The following is a 22,238-nucleotide window of genomic DNA, read 5'->3' on the forward strand; positions in this document are numbered from 1 at the left end:
TGATTACACATGGGTACAGGTTTCTTTCGGAGCCCTTGGCCGATCTTGATTCTCCTCGTTCTTGTCGTGCTGCTTTTTGGCGCGAACAAGCTTCCGGGCCTTGCACGCAACATGGGTGAATCCATGCGCATTTTCAAGAACGAAGTTTCTGAAATGCGCAAAGAGGACGACGACCATGCCGAGGCGTCCATCAACGTCAAACGCGATCGCGAAGGTGCGCGTCGCGACGACCGTTCCTACGACGCCCGCGATGATCGCGACCGCGACTACCGACGTGACGATCGCGAGTACCGCCGCGACGACCGCGACGACTTCCGCCGCGAAGAACGCGTGCACGACTCCCGCGACCGAGAAGATTTCCTGAGCGAGGATCGTTCCGACGATCTCTACCGCCGCGACTGACGCGACACACAAGTAGCACGCCCGGCCCTCTGCCCACGAGGGCCGGGCTGAGATTAGGGCTAGGACGACACACGTGGCAAAGAAGAAGAAACGCCCCCGCGACCCAGAAGGGCGCATGAGTCTTGGCGAGCATCTCGCCGAACTTCGTGACCGCATCTTCATCGTCGCGGTATTCGTGGTCCTCTTTTCCATCGCCGGCTGGTTTCTTTACTACCCGCTTTACGAAGCACTCGCCGTCCCGTTCCGAGAGCTCAAGGGGCTCGGATACAACGTTGCGATCAATATCGGTGGTGTCGCCGGCACGTTCGAAACGCACCTGAGACTCGCCGCCTACATTGGCGTGGCGCTGAGCATCCCGGTGATCGTGTACGAGGCGTGGGCATTCATCTCACTTGGGCTCAAAAAGAACGAGAAACGGTGGGCTCTTGCTTTCCTGTTCTCTTCGGGGCCGCTCTTTCTCGCCGGCGCCATTTTCGGGTACTTCGCGATCACAAGAGCGATCCCGATCCTCATGACTTTCGGTCCTAACAAGGAAGTTCTTCAGCTCGTCGAGTTTCGCGACTACATCGAGCTTGTCGTCAAGACCTGCATGGTTTTCGGCGTCGCCTTCATCTACCCGGTATTCCTCGTCGCGCTCAATATCGTGGGGATCCTTCCGTGGCGCACAATCCTCAAGGCCTGGCGCTGGGCTATCCTCCTCAGCTTCATTTTCACCGCCGCGATGGTGCCGACGCCTGAGCCAATCACGCTTCTTCTCGTGACCTCTCCCTTCCTCATTCTCTTCTTTGGTGCCGTGCTCGTCGCCTACGTCCTTGAGACGCGGCGCGAGAAGCGCCTCAAGAAGCAGGCAGCCTTCACGGAATCCGGCGAATACGTGCCGTCCCAAATTGCGCTTCCCAAGTCGCTCGATGACGCCTACGCCGACTCCCACAAGGACACCGGCGGTTCCTCAGAATCATGAGCCGCCTCCGAGTAGGTGTTATTGCGAACCCCTACGCAGCCAAGCGCCGCTCAGGGAATATCGGCCACGACGTCTGCGCACTGCTCAGCGCCGCGGGTCTGTCGGTGATCGATCTTTCTGCCTCCGATGCCCTCACGGCGAAGCGGCGTGCCGAAGCCGTCATCGACACCCTTGACGCTCTCGTGGTCGTCGGGGGTGACGGCACCGTGGCTCTCGGGGCCTCTCTCGTGTGCGGCACGAATATTCGCCTCGGCATCGTGCCGGCAGGCTCTGGGAATGACTTTGCACGCGCGATCGGGCTTCCCCTTGATGATGCCGACGCCGCCGTGCGCGTGATCGTCTCCGCGCTCGCACGGGGCGAGCAACGTATTGACGCGATCGAGGTGCACTTTGAAGGCGGGTCCGAGGGCAGCAGCGTCATCGCCCTCGGCAATCTCAACATGGGCTTCGACGCGATTGTTAATGCGCGCGCGAATCGTTCCCGCTACGGCTATTCAGGTGCCGTCGCGCGAGAGCTCCTTTCGTACAGGCCGCGCCGATACTGGGTCGAACTCGACGGCGGCGAACGTCAGTACATCGACGCTTCACTCGTGACGCTCAGCAATGCTGGCTACTTCGGTGGCGGGATGAAGTACTGCCCCGTCTCAAAGGTCGACGACGGAGTGCTCGAGTTCGTCACTGTTTCGGGCCTGAGTAGAACCGGGCTCGTGCGCTTTTTCCCTCGCGTGTTCTCGGGCACGCACGTGTCCCTGCCTCACTACACGGTCACTGCTTGCACTTCGCTCACGATCGGCTCGGACGATCCTATTGAGGTGTGCAGCGATGGGGAAACACGCGCCTTTCTCCCACTTCGCGCTCGAGTTTTGCCCGGGGTGGTGAGCATCCTCGCCCCGCAGCTTCACGACGACCAGATTCAGGAGGCAGCATGAACGACGCTCCAGATACCGGCCTTCGCGGGCACTTTACCGAGCGCTTTGCGTTTGACCTCGATCCGTTCCAGCTGAGCGCCATGGACGCGCTGGACCGAGGAAGCTCCGTTCTCGTTGCCGCTCCCACGGGCGCCGGCAAAACCATCGTTGGCGAGTATGCCGTTCACCGGGCCATGGCGCACGGCGTCAAGGTCTTCTATACGACTCCGATCAAGGCCCTGAGCAATCAGAAGTACCAAGAGCTTGTGGAGTGGCTTGGGCACGAATCGGTCGGACTTGTGACGGGCGACGTGAACGTCAATTCGGAAGCCCAGGTCGTCGTGATGACGACCGAGATCCTTCGCAACATGATGTACGCCGATTCGCCGACTCTTCATTCGCTCGGCTATGTCGTGATGGATGAGGTCCACTATCTCGCGGATCGAATGCGAGGGCCGGTGTGGGAAGAGATCATTATTCACTTGCCGCGAAGCGTGCAGCTCGTTGCCCTGAGCGCGACCGTTTCGAACGTTGAAGAATTTGGTGCGTGGATAGAGGAAGTGCGCGGGAGTACGGAAGTGATCGTTTCCGAGCGCCGCCCGATCCCGCTGTGGCAGCACGTGCTCAACGACCACGAGCTCATCGACGTGTTTCTTGACGAAGACGGGCGGGCAACGCCCTCGCACGGGCCGTTTGCCCATCGGCGCTATCGCGAGGTCAATCCCATGCTCGCCGAAATCGGTAAGGGGACATGGGACGACGTGCCAGACGATCACCGCTACGGCGGCAAACGTCACGGGCGGGGGCGGAAGAGTGGCAGGTCGGGCCGCCGGGGCTATCGGGATCGGCGCAACGATCAGCGTGGTCCGCATCGTTCGCATCGCCACGAGCAGAGGATGCGGCCACGGGCGATGAGCCGAGCCGACGTCGTCTATCTCCTCGAGGAGCGCGGCATGCTCCCCGCGATCTTCTTTATTTTTTCTCGGAGCGGCTGCGATCAGGCAGTGGCACAACTCATGCGAGCGAACGTGCGGCTCACGGATGACGCGGAGCGCTCGCAGATCAAAGAAGCCTTTCGCGCCGCGCTCGGGGATTTGCGTGCTGACGATTACGACGCGCTCGGGATTGGCAGGATTGAGCGGGCGGCGATGAACGGCCTCGCGGCCCACCACGCAGGTCAGCTTCCCGCTGTTAAGGCTGTGATCGAGGATCTTTTTGCTCGTGGACTCATCAAGGTCGTGTGCGCAACGGAGACCCTCGCCCTCGGCATCAACATGCCGGCGCGCACCGTCGTCCTGGACAAGCTGACGAAGTTTAACGGGACTGAGCACGCGAAGATCACGCCGGGGGAGTACACGCAGCTCACGGGGCGGGCGGGACGCCGCGGCATTGACGTCGAAGGGCACGCTGTCGTCGTTGTTGGCTCCTCGATCGCGGCACAGGACGTCGCCGGCCTCGCCTCGACTCGAACGTACAAACTGCACTCTGCCTTTAGGCCCACGTACAACATGGCCGTGAACCTCCTTGGTCGATTCAGTCTTGACGAAGCGTACGAGACCCTTGAAAGCAGCTTCGCGCAGTTTCATACGGACCGAAGCGTCGTGGCGCAGGCGCGCAAGGCGCGCGAGAAGCAAGAGGTGGCCGAGCAATACCGCGAGGCGATGCACTGCTCGAAGGGCGATATCGCGCAGTACGCGGACATCCTCGAAAAGATCTCGGCTCGCGAAAAAGAGCTGAGCCGAACGCGTGCCGATAAACAGCGCGAGCGTACTCGCTCAATCGTCGGGAAGCTCCGTCGGGGTGAGGTCATTGCCATCCCAGGGGGACGCCGCTCAGGTTTCGCGGTTGTCATTGACCATGACAAGACGGTTCGCGGACCACGCGTGTGGGTCATCACGCGTGAGGGCCAGCTTCGAGATCTCTACACCGAAGATTTCACCGCGAGTCCCATGGTGCTCACGACCATGCGGGTGCCCTCGCTCGACCGGGTACGTAGTGCGAGGGTGCGAAAGGACACGGCATCCGCTCTGCGGGAAAAGCTCCGAGGTGAGGACTCTCCTCGCGCGGCGGTGAGGGCCCGCTCGAGTGAGAAGAGCGCGAACCCAAACCATGACTCTCTCCTCGTGCAGCTCCGCGAGGCCCTGCGAGAGCATCCGTGCCACCACTGCGACGATCGCGAACAGCACATGCGGTGGATCTCGAGGTACCGGAAAGCCGCTCGCGAGGCGGCGCGGGCGGAGCGAACAATTGCGCAGCGCACGTCGCAGCTCGTGCGGCAGTTCGATCGGGTGCGCGCGGTTCTTGAGGCACTCGGGTACGTGGGAGAATCCGACACCAGCCGGCACGTCACCGTCACCGCAAAAGGCGAGTTGCTCAAGCGCATCTATTCGGAGCGTGACCTCATCGTGTGCGAGGCCCTCGACCAGGGAGTGCTCGACGGGCTCTCGCCGGCAGCACTTGCGGCTGTCGCGAGCGCGCTCAGTTACGAACCGCGTCGCGAAGAGGGGGGAAGCGAAGACCACGACGACCGTTCCGTCTCCCGCGCCCTGTACGCGCTGTCCGTTCTGGCCGACGACATTAATGTGCAGGAAAGGCGGGCGGGACTCGATCAAACTCCCGCCCCCCATCCCGGTCTGTGCTCGGCGGTGTACCGCTGGGCAAAGGGGGAGGGGTTCGCGCAGTCGATCGGAAACGCGGCCGTCGCCCCTGGCGATTTCGTTCGTCACGTGCGTCAGGTCATCGATCTTCTCGATCATCTTGCTCATGTCCCCGGGCAGTCCCACGCGGGCGTTGCGGCGACAGCGCGGAAGGCTCGCCTTCAGCTTTTGCGCGGGATCGTGGCCCAGGATATGTAAAAGTGCTGTTTGGAGAAACAGTGTGGGTCGAGTGATCGGTGAAGGCGAGGAATGTCGGTACAGCAAACGCATGTGGCGGTGATTTCCGCGTCCACTCCACGCCGCCGACTCTGCGCTTTGCCGGTGCAAGGAGACCGTTGTGAAGGATAACCCCTCGGCGGCCGACGACATTCGTGAGGTCCTCGTCCCTCATTTCGAGGGAGAGAAATTTACACCGCCGATTATCGCGCTCCTCAGTGCCATCGCCGGCGGGGTCCTGTTCCACTTCTCTTTTGACCCCTACGGGCTCTGGGGTCTGCTGCCCGCTGCTCTTGGCGGGCTTATTTTTGCATCGTTCACGCGCCGCTGGATCACGGCTGTGGTTGCGGGCCTCACCTTCGGCGTGAGCGCATTCATCCCGCTTTTTTCCTGGGCCAATATTTATGCGGGACTCGGGCCGTGGCTCGCCCTTGCCGCCTTTGAGGCTCTCTACATCGCTGTATTTAGTTTTCTCACGCGGCTCATACTCGTCCGCCGCGGCATTCGCTTCTCGAGCAGCGTCGGGATCGCGTGCCTGTGGGCGATCATGGAATTCGTGCGTGCAAGTGTTCCGTGGGGCGGCCTCTCGTGGGGAATGAGCGCGTTTGCCTTCTCGAACTCCCCTCTCTTGAACTTTGGCCCGTGGCTCGGTATTACCGGGCTTGGCGCTGTTTCTGGGTTGCTGGGGGCACTCGTGTTTAGCGCCCTGTGTGCGCTGACTTTTCGGCGGGCGAGGGGGCGAAACGGCATGCACGCCGTGTGGCCCGCATCCGTGGCGATCATTATTGTTCTGTGCGCCCTTGTGACGCCTCGGCCAGCCAATTCCGTTGACTCGGGCCATCACTCGATTCATATCGCCGGTATTCAAGGCAATATCGAGCGCCCCAAGGCCGGCTCGTACTACATTCCCGACACCATGTTCGACAATCACGTCGAACGCACCCGCGAGTTCCTCGCCACGAATGAGAGTGCACGCCTCATCGTCTGGCCAGAGGATTCAACCGGATGGGACGTGACCGCTCATCCAGAACGCATGGCAAAACTCAAGGACCTCGCGCGCGAATCGGGAGCGCCAATTCTCGTGGGCACTCAGCGGCCCAACGGTGAGAAAGCGCGCTTCAACACGTCAGTTTTGGTTGACGACAACGGTCTCACGGGCCAGGAATACACGAAACGCCACCCGGTGCCTTTTGGCGAATACATCCCTCAACGAAAGTTCTTCGCAAAGATTACCGACAAGGTTTCGCTCGTCGAGCGCGATATGACACCGGGGGATAAGCCCGGAATAATCGACCTCTCGGGAGCGAAAATTGGCGTGCTCATTTGCTTTGAGATTGCCTACGAGCAAAGTGTCGCCGATACCGTGAACGCGGGGGCTGAACTGCTCGTCGTCCAATCCAACAATGCGCTCTTCCTCGATTCTCACGAGTCCGTTCAGCAGCTCGCACAAGCGAAGGTCTTCGCCGTCATTTCGGGACGGAGTGTCGTGCATATTTCCACCGTGGGAGATTCCGCGATCTTTACTCCCGAAGGTCGCAAGCTTGCGGGCCTTGGCCACTGGACCGCAGGCACCATGACGGCAGACGTTCCCGTTCGCACGGGGCTCACCCCCGCCATGCAGCACGGTGTCGCGATTCGCGGAATCATCGCGGCATGTGCAGGCGTTGTCCTACTAGGGAGCATTATTGCTCCGCCGCGTACCATCAAGGAAAGGCGTTCCCGTCCGTGACAACGCTCGTCATCATTCCCACCTACAACGAGATCGACGCGCTCCCGCCCACGCTCGAGCGCCTCAGGTCTGCAGTTCCCGAGGCGCACGTACTCGTTGTTGACGATGGATCGCCGGATGGGACTGGCCAGTGGGCCGATCGCCTCGCCGAACGCGATGAGCAGGTCCACGTCCTGCACCGTACCCAAAAGGGCGGCCTCGGGCCCGCATACCTCGCGGGTTTCGCATGGGGTCTCGAGCACGGCTATGACGTGCTGTGCGAGATGGATGCCGATTCCTCCCATAGGCCCGAGCAACTCGGAACGCTCCTCACGGCGCTCGAACGTGGCGCCGACCTCGCGATCGGCTCGCGTTGGGTCCCTGGGGGAGCGGTCCACAATTGGCCCCTCAATCGCGAGCTTCTCTCGCGTGGCGCAAACACCTACGTAAATCTCGCTCTTGGGCTAGGCGTGAAAGATGCGACGGCAGGCTTTCGAGCCTTTCGCGCACCCATCCTCACACGCGTTCTCGCGGGCGAGGACATCGCAAGCCAGGGCTACTGCTTCCAGGTCGATATGACTCGCAGGGTCCGTGCCGCGGGCTTCGTGATCCGGGAAGTTCCGATTGACTTCGATGAACGCGAATACGGTGAATCCAAAATGAGTTCCGCAATCATCAAAGAGGCCATGCTTCGAGTGACGCAGTGGGGTATTCACCACCGTCTCTCACAAGCCCGTTCGCTCGTGAAAAAGGGTGCATGATGAACGACGCTCGCCTCTCTCGTTCCCTTCCGGCATGGCTGCTGCCCGTCGGCGCAATCCTGCTCGGCATCGTCGAGATCGCGATCCTCATCTGGATCGGTTCTGCGACTCACTGGTGGGTACCTCTGCTCCTTATTGCCCTCGGGTGGGTCGTCGGCTTCGCTCTCATACTGTCCGCTGGACAGCAGTCGATCACGCGAATCATCTCTCTGTGGCGCGCCGCCACTGGCCGCGGTGAACGTAAGAAGCACCTGTCTCGCCCAGCCTTCACGCTGATCTCCGCCATGCTGTTCTTTTTCCCCGGTGTCCTCACCGACATCGCGGGACTCATCCTCTTGTTCACGCCCGTGCAGCAAAAGACGCTCGATACCGTAGGGCTTGGCTCCGGAAAGTCTTCGCGCCGAGTTCTTTTCACTTCGCATCGGGGTTCGGTCATTGAAAGCGAGATTGTGATCGATACGACCGGGCAAGCGTCGGACCCCCAAGGCTCCCGCCCGGACACCACCGCACACCCGAGCGGCCAGCTCCCGCCTGCCCCCGAGAATGATCGCTCAAGCAGTGAGGGCGGAAACGGAAAAACGCCGCCCCCTTACGAGGGCGACGTTCTCTAGGATCTACGGTGGCGGGGGACAGGCCGCCGCCACGGCCACTACAGGAAGTGGCGGTTCGAGTGAAGCTTACCGGCGCGAAGAAGCTCCAGGCGCTTGTCGAGAAGCTCCTGCAACTCTTCTTCTGAGCGGCGCTCGAGGAGCATGTCCCAGTGGGTGCGCTGAGGCTTACCGGGCTTGCCTTCGGGCTTTTCGTGATCGCGAAGAACGGCGGTCTCACCGCAGCGGCACTCCCACACGAGCGGTACATCGGCCTCTACCGAAAACGGGAGGATGATGATGTGCTTGTTGGGGCAGTCATACTTTGCTTCCTGGCGCGGAGCGGCGAGAACGCCGTCATCCGTTTCCATCGAAAGCGAACCGAGTCGGGTGCCTCGCAGTGAGCGAGAGTTCATCGAGCGACCTTCTTCCCTACATTGTCCGTTGTGGGCGCCTTTGGCGAATCTTCGCCAGCATTCACGACCTATGAACGCCTCGGCCGGTGGTGTTATTCCCTTCCGGGCCCCGTGCGGTGATTGGCACGAGCCTCGCGAACCTTCACGAGCCGATCAACACGGTTACTTACGATACCATCCACGCCCATGTCGAGGAGGGCGTGCATGGCCGGCTCGTCATCGATTGTCCACGCGTGTACCTCACACCCAGCCCGGTGTGCGGCGGCCACGAAACGGGGCGTAAGGATCGGGAGCCCCCTATAGCGAATGGGGACCTGGAGGGCCGCATAACGTGCGAGCACCCTTGTGCTCAGCCGCTCGGCCCCCAACCACGAGGCTGCAAGGAACGCCGCGACCGTCGTGCGAGAAGCGCTAGCCATGACCTGATGCCCGCAGGCGCTGCTCGCTCGTGACACGACTTCATGTGCGACCGCGGGATCAAAGCTTGTCAGGCACACCCGCCGACCGGCGCCCGTTCGCGCGATGGCTGCGACGGTGGGCTCTATGGCAGAGGCCGCCTTCACATCGATGTTGAAGGGGAGGTCGGGGAACGACGCGAGTGCATCATCGAGGCGTGCGATCGTGCCACGATCGTGCACACGGACCGTGCTCAGACGCGACCACGGGGTTTCGGCTATCGCGCGTGGGTCGCCGCCCGCGACTCGCGCAAGCGTAGGGTCGTGGAAGGTCAGCGCCACGTTGTCACTGCTCGCGCGTACGTCGGTTTCCATGACGTCCGCCCCGTGCGCGCAGGCGGCTGCAAAGGCCTCAAGTGTATTTTCTCCACCTTCAGGCGCGAAACCGCGGTGGGCTATCGCGCGGGGAAGCGGTCCCGAAAAGTATCGACGCACTGGCGAGCTCACGACCCGTACCCTTCGTCGAGCAGCGAATCTTCCTCGTCCTCATCTGTGCCGCGCGAGCGGTGTCGGGTGTGACGAGTGGCGCCGTACCGCCGCACAGAACCGCGAGCAGGCGCCGCGGCGACATCGTTGGCGACGGTGGTGGCTAAGGCGGCGTCGGACTCCTCCTCGCCCTCGTAGTCGCGAAGCGTACGACGTGCCGCCACCACAAAACCGAGCACGAAAAACGCCGAAAAAATCCACCACTGAAACGCGTAGGACAAATGCGGGCCAAGCGAGGTCGAGGGTTTTTCCAGGGCGGAAAGCCCTTCCGGAGCTACCCCGTTCTCGCTTACGACTTCGCCGTAGGCGCCCTCGAGGACATTCTCGAGCTGCGGTACTTGAGAGAGGACGTCAGTCGCATTCACCGAGTGGAGCTGCCCCGGGACTTCTGGTCTGTCGGAGAGCCGGGGTTCGCGCGGCCTCAAGCGCGCGACGAGCTCGACCTCGCCGGAGGGAACTTTCGGTCGGGACGCAGGAACCGAGTCCGTCTGCCCCGTCGTGACCCAGCCGCGTACGGCCAGAAAAGTACTGCCGTCGTTCGTCTCGAACGGGACGAGCTGCCAAAACCCCACGCTCGAACCCTCAACACGGTTTCTCACGTACAGCACACATTCGGGGCGCGAGCAATAGTGGCCGCGGGCGCGCACGACGGTGTAGTCATCGGCTGCGGCTAATTTCGACCGAGCCGAGGAGGGCGCGTCAGCGAGCGCAATCGGCTCGGCATCGTAGTGTTGCTCGATCACCGCCGCCCGGGCCCGCTTTTCCTCAAAACGATTCAATTGCCAGATGCCAAGCCGCACGCACGTAAGCGTCGCGAGCGCGACAAAAAGGAATGCGAGCGCCCACCGCCACGTCACAATTGGGCGAAGATCGACGCGCCTCACAGGTGCTCACCGCCCCATGTCTCGCGGACCGTGCCGTCCTCGTCAACCGTGATGAACGGCTGAGAAGGCTCTGCCGTAAGAACAAAGGGAACGGGCTGATCATCGAGGCGCTGCTCCCGGTTCGGTGGTGTGGGAACCGCCTGGTCGTTGGCAACGAGGACCGCGAAAAGGGGCAGGACAACCGCTCCGATCAACGCGACAAGCTTCCATACGCCAGGCACAACGATCAGCAGGGCGAGGCACACCATGCGTATCGCCATGGCGAGGATGTACGTCCGTGAACGGCGCGACACATCGGCAGAGCGCGCAATGGGAATCGCCGCGGGTGGCGCCGAAAAAGACGTGTGAACGCTCGCGGGAGGGACGGAGTTCTCGAGGGGATCAGAGGGCATGAACGCCTGACAGCGAAGACGAGTGCAGCAACGATGCCGCGGCGCTTTCACCCTTCGGCAGCTCGTTCATCGCAAAGGAGAACAGTTCCGAGAATCCATAGACCGCGGCAGCCACGAGGAGCGCGCCCACCACGCACAGGCACACGTTCACGATGATCCGCCTGCGGCGAGCGTGCGGATCGTAGGGGCCAAACGCTCGCGGCTTCTCCGGGGGAAAGCCATTGATGAGCGAAGAGCCGGCTTCGCTTGCACTCACGTGCCCAGGAAGTTCAACGGTCGCGGGGTACTGCCGGATACGCTCAGCCACGATCGCACTTGCGTGGACGTTTTCGCTGCGCACAACGGGAGCGGGAACAGTGGGGGAAGGTCCGACGGTGGAAGTGTCATAGTCAAGACGCCATCCCGCGGGGACTTCCGGCCACTGAGGGTTCGGTTGCCACGACTGCGGAAGCGTCCCGGTACCCTCGGGAGGCTCGGGCCATGACGGAGGCGGATTAAAGCGTGACGTCACCGGTGCTCTCCTCCCGCGTGCCAATCGTGTCTTATGACGTGCCGTCCTACCATCGTAGGCTATGCGCCGCCGCGCAATCTTTAGCGATAGGCTTGGGCCGAACCTCATTCTTCCACAGCGTGAAAGGGCAACTGTGACCTCTCGAAGCGTGTTGATTACCGGCGGCAACCGTGGCATTGGCTACGCGCTCGCCGAACACTTCCTTTCTCTCGGCGACAAGGTGGCCGTCACCTCGCGATCGGGGGAGGGCGGCCCCGAAGGTGCGCTCACCGTTAAAGCGGACGTCACCGACCCGTCATCGCTCGATGCGGCCTTTGCCGAAGTCGAGGAAGCACACGGGAGCGTCGAGGTACTCATTGCCAACGCGGGTATCACTGACGACCAGCTCATGCTGCGCATGAGCGACGACTCCTTCGACAATGTCGTCAATACAAACCTGAACGGTACGTTCCGCACCGTAAAGCGGGCCATCAGGGCCATGATGCGTAAGAAGAAGGGCCGCATCATTCTCCTGTCGTCAGTGGTGAGCCTCCTCGGCTCGCCCGGCCAGGTGAACTATGCCTCGTCGAAGGCTGGCCTCATCGGTATGGCACGCTCGCTCACGCGCGAACTTGGCTCGCGCGGCATCACGACCAACGTCATTGCCCCCGGCTACATCGAGACGGAAATGACGCGCGGGCTCGACGAGGCTCGCAAGGAGCAGTACCTCTCGCAGATTCCCGTCGGTCGCTTCGCAGCACCCTCTGAGGTCGCAAAAGTTGCGGCGTTCCTCGCGAGCGACGATGCGTCATACATTTCGGGCGCCGTCATTCCTGTCGACGGCGGCCTCGGCATGGGACACTAAAACTGCGCACTTCCACAACGAGAATTAATGTCGAGCGCGCCTTGGGCGCAGAACGGGTGAAATCGCGTGAGTGATGAACCTCCTAGTCGCATCCTCCTTTTGATGCGGCATGGAAAAGCAGAATCGGATGCCGCAAGCGATATGGAACGCGTGCTCACTGATCGAGGGCATTCGCAGGCCAGGCTTATTGGTGACTATCTATGCGCGCAGGGGGTACGGCCGAGCTGTGTGCTCGTCTCCTCTGCGGCGCGTACGCAAGAAACGTGGAGCGATGTCCACGCGTCACTCGGGAGCCCTGAATGCAGCGTGAGTGTGCTCGACGAGCTGTACCACGGAGGTGTTCGGGATGTGCTCTCACTCATCCGGGACGTCGATGATTCTTGCCGGGTTCTCCTCGTCGTTGGGCACGAGCCCACCATGAGCCAACTCGCTGCTTACCTCGGCAATGACGATGACTCTGATCCCGCCTCCCTAGCCCAGGTGCGCATCGGTGTGCCGACCGGCTCCATGAGCGTCCTTACCTCGAGTGTCGATTCGTGGAAAGACGTCGCAGAAGAGGAGCTCAATCTGCTCACCCTCGTGCGGGGCTAGCGCGGCTCACGCAAAAAGGGAGGGGCCCCGACGGGCACCCTCCCTTTTTCTTTCAGGTCAGTGCTGCGGCGCGATGATTGTGCCCTTGCCAATCACCGTGATTCCTGAATCCGTCACGGTCCATCCGCGAGCGAGGTCTTCCTCGCGGTTGAGGCCGATTTGGGTCCGCGGAGGAATCACGATGTCTTTGTCGATGATCGCGCGGTGGATTTGCGAGTGACGGCCAACTGTCACATTGTCCATAATCACCGAATCGGAAATAGAGGACCACGAGTGGAGTTGGGCCCCCGGCCCGATGACGGAGTTGGAGATTTGCGCGCCCGACACCACGACGCCTGCCGAAACGATCGAATCGACCGCGGTTCCCACACGACCCGGGCCGGCGTGAACGAATTTCGCGGGTGCGAGGGCCGATCGCGATTCCGTAAACACCGGCCACGCGGTGTTGTACAGATTGAAGATCGGGTGGATCGAGATGAGATCCATGTGTGCTTCGTAGAAAGCATCGAGCGTTCCGACGTCTCGCCAGTAGTCGCGGTCGCGGTCCGTAGAACCAGGCACGTCGTTGCGAATGAAGTCGTAGACTCCCGCGTCGTTGAGGTTCACGAAGTGGGGCACGATGTCGCCCCCCATGTCGTGGTTTGACTCGCCATCTTCTGCGTCCCTCGTGACGGCCTCAACGAGGGCGTCGGCGGTAAACACGTAGTTCCCCATCGAGGCAAGCACCGAGTTCGGATCATCCGGCAGGCCCTGGGTCTCCTTGGGCTTTTCGACGAACTGCGCAATGCGAGTGGGATCTTCGGGATCGACTTCGATCACGCCGAACTGATCGGACTGCTCGATGGGCTGCCTGATCGCTGCCACCGTGCACGAACGACCCGATTCGATGTGGGCCTCTACCATCTGCGAAAAATCCATCCGGTAGACGTGGTCTGCACCCACCACCACGATGTAGTCGGGCTTGGAATCACCAATGATGTTGAGGTTCTGATAGATCGCATCGGCGCTCCCGAGGTACCAGTGCTTACCCATGCGCTGCTGAGCAGGCACGGGGGCGACGTAATTGCCGAGCAGTGAGCTCATGCGCCATGTCTTTGCGATGTGTGTGTCAAGCGAATGCGACTTGTATTGAGTAAGGACGACAACCTGGAGATAACCGGAGTTCACGATGTTGGAAAGCGCAAAATCGATTAGCCTGTGGGAGCCTCCAAACGGCACGGCGGGCTTTGCGCGATCGAGTGTGAGCGGCATGAGGCGCTTGCCTTCACCGCCGGCGAGAACAATTGCGAGGACCTTCGTTGCGACCATGCTTCAATCGTACTGCACAGTTAGGTGCATCACGTCCTCGTTTACCGCGTGCTCATTTCGGAGCCGCTTAGCTTTTGTTTCGCGGGAACGTACCGGCCATGCGAGCTTTCGTACGTGTGACTATCATGACAATGCGGAGGGCGAACAGCCAGCAGGTGCAGCGCCCAGCCCGTTTCGCCCTTGACGTCTCACCTAGGTAGGCAGTTCCGTAATGCGCGTTGACATCCTGACGAAGGAATACCCACCCGCGATCTATGGAGGCGCCGGCGTTCACGTCGATGAGCTCAGCAAGGTTCTTCGAAGCCGCATCGACGTACGCGTACGCTGTTTCGGCGAGGAACGTAGCGAAGCCGGCGTCCAGGCCTATTCCGTCCCCGAAACCCTCGCCAGCGCTAACTCCGCCCTCCAGACCTTCGGTGTCGACCTCGCCATGGCGCAAGACTGCGCTGGTGCGGACCTCGTACACTCCCATACCTGGTACGCAAACTTTGCCGGGTTCACCGCGCAGCAACTCCACGCGATTCCGCACGTGCTATCTGCTCACTCCCTCGAACCACTGCGCCCCTGGAAAGCCGAGCAGCTGCAAGGCGGGTACAGGCTTAGCTCTTTTGCGGAAAAAACCGCTTACGAGAACGCCGACGGCATCATCGCCGTCTCCGGAGGAATGCGCGAGGACATCCTCCGCTCGTACCCGAAAGTAGATCCGGCGCGCGTCCACGTCGTGCATAACGGCATCGATGTCACCGCGTGGAAGCCGAATCCCTCGACCGATGTTCACGAGCGATACGGCATCGACCCTCATGCCCCCACCGTCATCTTCGTTGGACGAATCACGCGCCAAAAGGGGCTGCCGTTCCTGCTGCGCGCCCTCGCCACCCTCGATCACAGCGTCCAGGTCATTCTGTGTGCCGGCGCTCCAGATACTCCGGAAATCGCCGCCGAAGTCGAGCAGCTCGTCGCCACGCTCAAATCTAAACGAGAGGGCGTTTTCCTTATTTCGGAGATGCTCCCGCGTCACGAACTCACGCAGCTACTCTCGCACGCCACCACATTCGTGTGCCCGTCTGTGTACGAGCCGCTCGGCATCGTTAATCTCGAAGCAATGGCCTGCGGTATCCCCGTCGTGGGCACCGCCACCGGCGGTATCCCCGAAGTGATTGTCGATGGCGAAACCGGCATTCTCGTGCCGATCGACCAGGTGAATGACGGCACCGGCGCGCCCGTGAATCCGGATAAGTTTGTTGGGGACCTCTCCGACGCCCTCAACGAGATCCTCTCGAACCCGCAGCGCGCCCGCACGTGGGGCGCTGCCGCACAAAAGCGCGCACGCGATCACTTCTCGTGGGAATCCATCGCCGATCGCACCGTTGAGGTTTACAACGCCGTACTTGGCGCAGATGCGTAGCTGAGCGTGAGGGCAAGCACCTCGCGCCCCTCCCGTGCAAGAATTCGCAACTCCTCTAAAGCCTTCTGCGCTCCTGCATCTGACGAAGTCGTTGCCTGCGCGATCGCGGCCTCGGCAAGAGACACCATGCGCCCGGCGAGCCTCGCAGCGTGCGCATGTGTATCGGGCATGCCCTGTGGAGGCTCGACTAAAACAAACCCCTGAGGGAGCGCCTCCGGCCTCACGGGCTCCTCGGGAATGAGGTCGTATTCGACAAGCCGTTCGTGGGTGTGTGAAAGAGCGCGATAGAGGCGCTCACGCGCGCTGGCTGCATCCGATGCCGCAACGGGAATCGGTGTCGGCGACACGTCGAGCCTTGCGATGTCGAGAGTGCGCGCCTCAGCATGCCGGGCAGGGGCGACGGTCAGCAGATGCTGTGCGATAGCGCCGTCTCCAACCGTGAGGGCCTGCCCGCCCGCGAGCGCTGCCATCACACCTCGCGGGCCGCCGGCGATTCCGGCGATCCTTCCGGGCTCGGGCAAGACGACCGTGAGCGTGGGCATGGCGAGGGCACGCACGTCGAGAATCCACGCAAGCGTGTCGAAGTGCGCGCCACCGAAAGGACCAACGCCCGCATCAAGGAGATCAGCGGCCTCCTCGATCGGCATGTCCCGGCGCAGTGCCGCTCCCGCAAACAGCGACAGCGCACCGAGGTAGGGCGCCGGAATGAGGTTCTGCAGAGACGTAGGCGCTTTCGATGTCGAGGCGATGATTCTCATGCGGGCGTCGGATCCTGCGAACCGTCCGTGCCACGCGCGCGACCTGCGCTCACGACCGAAAACTCCGCCCAGTTCCGAGACTCTTCCACCCGTTCAAGGCGCGCTTTCACGCGCGTGCCTATCGGAAGGTTCTCCCCGTCAATCCACCGCGCCACCGGGGGATTGCTGAACTGAACTTCGATTCGATCGGGGCGAGCATTCGAGGGGTTCGATCCGCCATCGGTCGCAGGCCTGAAGTCGAGCACCGTCCCCTCGAATTCACTTCCCACAAGCGTCGAGAGAACACCGATTTCGGCGATTTCGCGCGCCTTCTTCTCCACTGCCGAGTGGCGTTGCTGGGCGCTGTGCATGAGCGAGGGAAGCTCCGGCAACGCCGCACGAACGCGATCATCGAGCGGTGCTCCCGTCTTGAGGCTGTGGCAGACATGGAGAACGAAACGGTCGACGAGACGGCGCAGGGGCGCGGTGGTGTGCGCATACGGGGCCGCTATCGCCGATTGTTCGAGAACCTCCGGAAGCGTGCCGTCGAACGCCTCGTATCCCGCCCCTCGAAAGAGTGATGTCGCCTGGTCAAGGAGGGCAAGGTGGCGCCCCTTGCGCCAGTCGAGCGTGCGAAGGAATTCACCATAGGGGAGATCCTGTGGCCACGGCTCTTTCAGGGCTGCAGCTTGCGCGCGGAAGCGCTCGATCGCCTCGGGAGCTGCCGGAGGCATCGTGCGAAGAATGCCGAGCTTGCCCTCGATCATGATCTGTGCGGCGGCCATCCCCGTCATGAGGGAGATTTGCGCGTTGTGCTCTTCGATTGGCTCGGGCAGGCGCCACTGGAGGTGCACGGAATCGGCTTCGGTCACGACTTCCTGTTCGGGCGAGTTAAGCGAGGCTCCTCCGCGTTCAATTTCGAGCGCCGCCCGTTTTTCTCCCACCTCGACGAGCAGCTGCATCACACTGCCCGCTTCTCCGCGTTCGAGTGCGCGCTGAACCGCGGTGTAGGCGAGTTTTTCACGATTGCGCACGATGGCGCGCGTAAGGTTCACGTGCGTGACGCTTGCGCGCTCGTCGAGGGAGAAGTCCCAGACGAAGGCCGGAGTGTCTTTGCCCGGTAGGAGTGAGGCTTCGTCTTCGCAGAGGACGACGGGGTGCAGCGGGATGCGCCGATCGGGTAGGTAGAGCGTGAGGCCACGCTCACGAGTCTCGGCATCAAGAGGTCCGTGAGGCTCGACGAAGAGGGGGACATCGGCAATCGCGTAGCGCACTCGATAGCCCGTGCCGTCGCGTTCAATGTGGAGGGCCTGATCGAGATCCGTTGAGCTTTCGGGATCAAGGGTCACGAACTCGATTGCGGTGAGGTCCTCGTGCTGTGCCGCATGCTCTCTCCAGGTGTGAGCTGCACTCTCGGCCTCGGCGAGGGCGGCCTCGGGGTACGTGGCATCGATGCCAGACTTTTCGAGTGCCTCATCGATTCGTGCCGCGACTGTGGTGAGCGGCGCTTTCTTGCGGTCGCCGGGCATTGAGAGGCGTTGAACGGGCACAGTTCACTCCTTGGAATAACGGTCCGTTTTAGTGTAGTGAGCATCGCCTGCCGTAGGCTGGAGGCATGGTTGCTGTGTGCTCATTGAGCGATGTTGTAGTGCGCCGTGGCGCAAAGACTCTTCTGGATCACGTCGACTTCCGTGCCCGTGAGGGGGAGCGGTGGGTCGTGCTTGGCCCGAATGGTGCGGGCAAGTCCACCCTCATTCGCCTGCTCGCGTCGCGATTGCACCCCACAAGCGGGAGCGTGCAGATTCTCGAGGAAAAGCTCGGGCGCGTTGACGTGTTCGAGCTTCGACCCCTGATTGGCCTCTCCAGCCAGGAGCTCGCCGAGACGATTCCCGCACAGGAGACGTGCCTCAATGTTGTTATGACGGCCGGCTACGCGGTCGTGGGCCGCTGGCGCGAAACGTACGAGAGCGAGGATGAACAGCGTGCCCGCATGCTCCTTGGCGCGTTTGGGGTGGCCCCGCTCGCTGAGCGCACGTTTGGCTCTCTCTCCACCGGGGAGAAGAAGCGCGTGCTTTCCGCCCGTGCGCTCATGACCGATCCCGAGCTGCTTCTCCTCGACGAGCCCGCTTCAGGCCTCGATGTGGGAGGCCGAGAGGAACTCGTGCGCTCACTCGGGGCTCTCGCAAAGGATCCCGCGACCCCCGTCACGATCATGGTGACGCACCACCTTGAAGAGATCCCCACGGGGTTCACCCATGCACTTTTGCTGCGCGAGGGACGGGTTGTCGCCTCGGGGCCAATCGCCGAGACCCTTACTTCGCAGAATCTCACGCGCACTTTCGGCCTCCCGCTCGCTCTTGAAGAGCGCGGTGGTCGTTATTTCGCGACGGCAGTTCCGCTTACGCAATGAGCCTCGTCTCGATGAGCGCGCACGCGGATCATCCGCTGCTCGCCGATTACGTGTCGATGACCGACGTCAAGCTGCGCTCGTGCCTCGAGGTTGAGCGCGGCTTGTTCATGGCTGAAAGCTACAACGTGATCGAACGGGCCCTCGAGGCAGGCGCCACGCCACGATCGTTCATGATGAGCGAGAAGTGGCTCGAAAAATTCTCGCCTCTTTTTTCGCGCTTCCCTGATGCTCCCGTTTTTGTGGGCAGCGAAGCTGAGCTCGAGGAGACGACGGGCTTTCACGTGCATCGCGGCGCTCTCGCTTCGATGCAGCGACCGAAGGAGCGCTCCGTCGAATCCGTCATTGAGGGGGCGCGCACCGTCGCCGTGCTCGAAAACATCGTGGACCACACGAACGTCGGCGCGATGTTCCGCAGTGCGGCCGCCCTCGGCGTGGATGCGGTTCTCGTCACGCCTTCTGCAGCGGACCCGCTGTACAGGCGCGCGATTCGAGTCTCGATGGGCACGGTCTTTCAGGTGCCGTGGGCGCGCTTTGAGTCATGGCCTCGCGGGGGAGTGGACCTCCTGCGTGCGCGCGGTTTCGATACGCTCGCACTTGCACTCACGGAGAATTCTCGCCCGCTGCACGAGGTTGATCTTTCGGCTTCACGAAAGGTGGCCTTCGTTCTTGGCACCGAGGGGCATGGGCTCACCGAGCAGACTCTTCGCGCCGTAGATGAGAGCGTGATTATCCCCATGAGCGGTGGCGTCGATTCACTCAATGTCGCCGCAGCGAGCGCAGTCGTGTTCTGGCAGCGCGAGGTATCTATGCGCGCGTGAGGTGCGTGCAAGTTTAAATGTCTCACCCCTCCCCACAATGGGAACATGTGTTCGATACTGACGCAAGGACCCCCGGATCACTCTTGATCCCGCACCCTTTTCGCTCTAGTATTCGAACACGCGTTCTATTTTGTGTGAGTGGAGAGGGCAATGTCCGTACAGGTTTCTGTAGCGCCGCGCATCGCGGCGGATCCGCAGCGCCTCGCGCTCGCACAGTCAGTCCTCGGTCAGGCAGAGGCGAAAACTCAGCGCGAGCGCGGCCCAGTGCGTGGGGAGGAACTCGAGCGCAGCGGGCACTCGTTCCCCGTTCCCCGGGCTCTCGAGGAACTCATTTCGCGAGGTGAGGTGCGGGCGGGTAGCAGCATCGAGGTGACGGGGCCGTGCGGAACGTCGCTCGCCCTTGCACTCGCGGCGGCCGCCATGGGGGAGGAGTCCTGGTGTGCCCTCGTGGGTATGCCCCACGTGGGGATCGCCGCGTGCGCCGATATCGGCGTAGATCCGCGGCGCACCGCTCTTATCCCCGATCCAGGGGCGCAACTTTCTTCCGTGCTCTCCGCGCTCATCGATGGCATCGAGGTGATTGTTCTCGGTGCTGATCTCGCTCTCACACCCGCGCAGTGGCGCACGGCAAAAAATCGCGCGCGCACACAGGGGTCCCTACTCATTCGCCTGGGGGAAGCACGCTGCGACCTCGCCGTGCAGTCCTCCTCGCCACGCTGGGTGGGGCTTGCGCGCGGCTCGGGCAGGCTCAGGTTTCGCAGCGCTCGTGTCGCGGCGTGTGGCAGGGGTGCTGCGGGTTCCGGTTCAGCAATGGAGATTCGTATTCCGACGCCTGCCGGGGTGCTCGCGAGCGCACCGCGCACGGCGGTGCCCACCTCACGCAGGGGCAAAGCACCCTCTCGGGCGCGCGCGACGCTCACACTCGTGCAATCGGGGAATCGATGATGGCGCAGTCCACGCGCACCGCATGCGTGTACATCGATAATTGGCCCGTCCTTGCCGCGATTGAGAGGTACGAGCGCGCCGGCGAGAAAGTGCCGAACGAGATCGCGATTATGGAGCATCATCGTGTTGTCGCTGCCAGTCCCTCGGCCATGCACGCCGGTGTCGCACTTGGCATGAAGAAGCGTTCTGCCGAGGCCTTGTGCCCGCACATCGCGGTTGCAGAGCGCGATCTCGATGCCGAGTGGCGCGTTTTTGAAAGCGTGTGCGCCGCCGTGGATACGGTTGCCTCGGGGATCGAACCTCTTGGGCCGGGAACGCTTTTGCTTCATGCGCGAGGTCCATCTCGACACGCCGGGGGAGAACACGCTCTCGTCCGTGCTCTCCTCGATGCCGTCGCCGATCATACGGGCTGGGAGAGCTCCGTGGGAATCGCCGACGGCCCACTCGCCGCCATTCTTGCCTCTCGCTCCGGGCGCATCATACTTCCGGGAGAATCGGCGCGTTTTCTCGCCCCCTTCCCCATAGAAGCGCTCGAGCACGCCCCCGTGGGGGCGGGGAAACGCTTTTGCACACCCGGGGTTTTCGAGGGGCCCGCGCACGTAGCTGAGTTCATCAGCGTGCTTCGCCGCCTCGGCATCACCTCTCTCGGCGCGCTGAGCAAGCTTCCGCGCTCCTCGGTGAGTGAGCGTTTTGGGCCGCTCGGCGCGCTCCTGCACATCCTCGCGTGCGGAGGTGAACCGGGCGAAGGGGAGCGCGTGCGGCCAGCTCAGCCAATCCTCGTCGAGCGTCACCTCGATCCGCCGCTCGAGCGCGTCGATCAGGCTGCGTTTATCGCGCGCCCCCTTGCCGAGGAGCTCGCCGAAAAGCTGCGAAAACACGGCCTTATGTGCACGCGGCTTCGCATTATCGCGCGCGGTGAGAACGGGAGCGAAGTTGAGCGCACGTGGCGCCATGAGGGCGCCTTGAGCATCGATGACGTCGTGGATCGCGTGCGTTGGCAGTGTGACGGGTGGATACTCGCTGCCGAACGGGGCGCCTCACGCCCGGGCGATCCTCGCGAGGGCCGCACAACAGCTGCGCCCATCGTTCACGTGCAACTCATTCCCGTGCACACCGAAAGTGCGGGGGAGTACGCGCAGCGGCTGTGGGGGCACGCAAGCACGGCCGAAAAGCGCGCCGCGCGGGCCCTCACGCGTGTGCAATCACTAGCGGGGGAGGAGTCCGTTCTTGTCCCTGCCGAAAAGGCAGGCCGTTTTTTGAGCGAGGCGATCACGGTGCTGCCCTTTCGCGCGGTACGCGTACGCGAGCACCGCGAGGGGCCGTGGGTGGGCTCTTTTCCGCGCCCCTTGCCTGCCACGGTTTTTACTGAGCGGATCACCGCGCGTCTCCTATGCGAGGGGCAAGCGGTCTACGTGAGTGCGCGGGGACTGCTCACCGGCACCCCTGCACACCTCGTTCTCACGCATGCGGAAAATGGCGTGAGCGCCGAGGGCGCGACACACGCGAACGCCTGCGCGCACGATGCAGCAGGATCCAGGAGCGCAGCCGTAGCCGCGAAAGGCGACGTTGGACGTAGCCGGAAAGGGGAGGAGCCTGCGCCGCTTCCCGCCGCGCTTCGCCACCTCGGCTACGAGAGGCTGCTCCCCATCGCGCACTACGGCCCTCCCATCCTCCTTGATCAGCGGTGGTGGTCCGAAGGCGCGGGAAGCCGTAGGAGCGCGCGGCTTCAGATCGTGCTCGAGGGAGGGGAGGCACTTGCCCTACTCTCACGCGAGCGCGCGTGGGAGGTGGAGGCACTCTATGACTAGGGCTGTTTTGATGACTGCGGGTGTCGTG

Annotated in this window: 22 protein-coding genes; 14 read left to right on the top strand and 8 right to left on the bottom strand. The window is 62.5% G+C overall.

The features are described 5' to 3' along the window. Positions 1–9 precede the first annotated feature (9 nt). From tatA to HMPREF3157_RS07935, 7 genes are all read left to right on the top strand, one after another. A complete protein-coding gene (gene tatA, locus HMPREF3157_RS10890; RefSeq protein ID WP_016664556.1) occupies positions 10–402 on the top strand; it encodes a twin-arginine translocase TatA/TatE family subunit in 393 nt (130 codons plus the stop codon). Positions 403–475: 73 nt separating this feature from the next. After that, entirely contained in the window at positions 476–1,363 is an 888-nt protein-coding gene (gene tatC, locus HMPREF3157_RS07910) for a twin-arginine translocase subunit TatC (protein ID WP_070436051.1), read from the top strand. Continuing rightward, positions 1,360–2,292: a diacylglycerol/lipid kinase family protein gene (locus HMPREF3157_RS07915; RefSeq protein ID WP_070436052.1), complete on the top strand. Its 933-nt coding sequence runs from the start codon at positions 1,360–1,362 to the stop codon at positions 2,290–2,292. The genes tatC and HMPREF3157_RS07915 overlap by 4 nt, the downstream gene beginning before the upstream one ends. Then, positions 2,289–5,126: a DEAD/DEAH box helicase gene (locus HMPREF3157_RS07920; RefSeq protein WP_070436053.1), complete on the top strand. Its 2,838-nt coding sequence runs from the start codon at positions 2,289–2,291 to the stop codon at positions 5,124–5,126. The genes HMPREF3157_RS07915 and HMPREF3157_RS07920 overlap by 4 nt, the downstream gene beginning before the upstream one ends. 139 nt (positions 5,127–5,265) lie before the next feature. Next, positions 5,266–6,873 (top strand): apolipoprotein N-acyltransferase, encoded by a 1,608-nt coding sequence (lnt, locus tag HMPREF3157_RS07925; RefSeq protein ID WP_083288118.1) that lies wholly within the window; start codon positions 5,266–5,268, stop codon positions 6,871–6,873. Beyond that, positions 6,870–7,613 (top strand): polyprenol monophosphomannose synthase, encoded by a 744-nt coding sequence (locus tag HMPREF3157_RS07930; RefSeq protein ID WP_070436054.1) that lies wholly within the window; start codon positions 6,870–6,872, stop codon positions 7,611–7,613. Before lnt ends, HMPREF3157_RS07930 begins: the two co-directional genes overlap by 4 nt. Then, the gene (locus tag HMPREF3157_RS07935; protein WP_083286243.1) at positions 7,610–8,224 is read left to right on the top strand and encodes an FxsA family protein; all 615 of its coding nucleotides are present in this window, start codon (positions 7,610–7,612) and stop codon (positions 8,222–8,224) included. The genes HMPREF3157_RS07930 and HMPREF3157_RS07935 overlap by 4 nt, the downstream gene beginning before the upstream one ends. A 38-nt stretch (positions 8,225–8,262) precedes the next feature. Here HMPREF3157_RS07935 and HMPREF3157_RS07940 read toward each other — a convergent pair whose 3' ends face one another. From HMPREF3157_RS07940 to HMPREF3157_RS07960, 5 genes are all read right to left on the bottom strand, one after another. Beyond that, a complete protein-coding gene (locus HMPREF3157_RS07940; protein WP_016664563.1) occupies positions 8,263–8,616 on the bottom strand; it encodes an RNA polymerase-binding protein RbpA in 354 nt (117 codons plus the stop codon). A 92-nt stretch (positions 8,617–8,708) separates the two neighbouring features. Further along, positions 8,709–9,518, bottom strand: a complete 810-nt coding sequence (locus tag HMPREF3157_RS07945) for a glycerophosphodiester phosphodiesterase family protein (RefSeq protein WP_040386541.1) — start codon at positions 9,516–9,518, stop codon at positions 8,709–8,711. After that, positions 9,515–10,441, bottom strand: coding sequence for an SURF1 family cytochrome oxidase biogenesis protein (locus HMPREF3157_RS07950; RefSeq protein WP_016664565.1), 927 nt, complete (start codon positions 10,439–10,441; stop codon positions 9,515–9,517). Before HMPREF3157_RS07950 ends, HMPREF3157_RS07945 begins: the two co-directional genes overlap by 4 nt. Further along, the gene (locus tag HMPREF3157_RS07955) at positions 10,438–10,833 is read right to left on the bottom strand and encodes a DUF3099 domain-containing protein (RefSeq protein WP_016664566.1); all 396 of its coding nucleotides are present in this window, start codon (positions 10,831–10,833) and stop codon (positions 10,438–10,440) included. The genes HMPREF3157_RS07950 and HMPREF3157_RS07955 overlap by 4 nt, the downstream gene beginning before the upstream one ends. Continuing rightward, on the bottom strand, positions 10,823–11,344 hold the full coding sequence (locus HMPREF3157_RS07960; protein ID WP_016664567.1) for a hypothetical protein: 522 nt from the start codon (positions 11,342–11,344) through the stop codon (positions 10,823–10,825). The genes HMPREF3157_RS07955 and HMPREF3157_RS07960 overlap by 11 nt, the downstream gene beginning before the upstream one ends. Before the next feature lie 61 nt (positions 11,345–11,405). Between HMPREF3157_RS07960 and fabG the strand changes: the two genes are divergently transcribed. Further along, entirely contained in the window at positions 11,406–12,188 is a 783-nt protein-coding gene (gene fabG / locus HMPREF3157_RS07965) for a 3-oxoacyl-ACP reductase FabG (protein WP_016664568.1), read from the top strand. 102 nt (positions 12,189–12,290) lie between these two features. Beyond that, positions 12,291–12,779: a SixA phosphatase family protein gene (locus tag HMPREF3157_RS07970; RefSeq protein ID WP_051120652.1), complete on the top strand. Its 489-nt coding sequence runs from the start codon at positions 12,291–12,293 to the stop codon at positions 12,777–12,779. Positions 12,780–12,836: 57 nt separating this feature from the next. Here the strand turns inward: HMPREF3157_RS07970 and glgC are convergent, their stop codons facing one another. Beyond that, positions 12,837–14,087, bottom strand: a complete 1,251-nt coding sequence (gene glgC / locus HMPREF3157_RS07975; protein ID WP_070436056.1) for a glucose-1-phosphate adenylyltransferase — start codon at positions 14,085–14,087, stop codon at positions 12,837–12,839. A gap of 211 nt (positions 14,088–14,298) precedes the next feature. Between glgC and glgA the strand changes: the two genes are divergently transcribed. Next, a complete protein-coding gene (gene glgA / locus HMPREF3157_RS07980; protein WP_070436057.1) occupies positions 14,299–15,492 on the top strand; it encodes a glycogen synthase in 1,194 nt (397 codons plus the stop codon). Here glgA and HMPREF3157_RS07985 read toward each other — a convergent pair. Both HMPREF3157_RS07985 and HMPREF3157_RS07990 read right to left on the bottom strand, forming a co-directional pair. Beyond that, positions 15,462–16,250 (bottom strand): hypothetical protein, encoded by a 789-nt coding sequence (locus HMPREF3157_RS07985; RefSeq protein WP_070436058.1) that lies wholly within the window; start codon positions 16,248–16,250, stop codon positions 15,462–15,464. The two genes, glgA and HMPREF3157_RS07985, sit on opposite strands and share 31 nt — an antisense overlap. Then, a complete protein-coding gene (locus HMPREF3157_RS07990; protein WP_070436059.1) occupies positions 16,247–17,779 on the bottom strand; it encodes a ribonuclease catalytic domain-containing protein in 1,533 nt (510 codons plus the stop codon). The genes HMPREF3157_RS07985 and HMPREF3157_RS07990 overlap by 4 nt, the downstream gene beginning before the upstream one ends. A gap of 65 nt (positions 17,780–17,844) precedes the next feature. Here HMPREF3157_RS07990 and HMPREF3157_RS07995 point away from each other — a divergent pair, with 65 nt between their 5' ends. The 4 genes from HMPREF3157_RS07995 to HMPREF3157_RS08010 all read left to right on the top strand — a co-directional run bounded on the left by HMPREF3157_RS07995 (position 17,845) and on the right by HMPREF3157_RS08010 (position 22,210). After that, positions 17,845–18,639 carry an ABC transporter ATP-binding protein gene (locus tag HMPREF3157_RS07995; protein ID WP_034373196.1) on the top strand — a complete coding sequence of 265 codons (795 nt, stop codon included), beginning with the start codon at positions 17,845–17,847 and terminating at the stop codon, positions 18,637–18,639. 11 nt (positions 18,640–18,650) lie between these two features. After that, positions 18,651–19,457, top strand: a complete 807-nt coding sequence (locus tag HMPREF3157_RS08000; RefSeq protein WP_016664575.1) for a TrmH family RNA methyltransferase — start codon at positions 18,651–18,653, stop codon at positions 19,455–19,457. Positions 19,458–19,607: 150 nt separating this feature from the next. Then, entirely contained in the window at positions 19,608–20,402 is a 795-nt protein-coding gene (locus tag HMPREF3157_RS08005) for a hypothetical protein (RefSeq protein WP_016664576.1), read from the top strand. Then, positions 20,402–22,210, top strand: a complete 1,809-nt coding sequence (locus tag HMPREF3157_RS08010; protein ID WP_016664577.1) for a DNA polymerase Y family protein — start codon at positions 20,402–20,404, stop codon at positions 22,208–22,210. The genes HMPREF3157_RS08005 and HMPREF3157_RS08010 overlap by 1 nt, the downstream gene beginning before the upstream one ends. The last annotated feature ends 28 nt before the right edge of the window (positions 22,211–22,238 follow it).

It is taken from the genome of Dermabacter sp. HMSC06F07, assembly GCF_001807345.1.
Taxonomy (GTDB): domain Bacteria; phylum Actinomycetota; class Actinomycetes; order Actinomycetales; family Dermabacteraceae; genus Dermabacter; species Dermabacter hominis.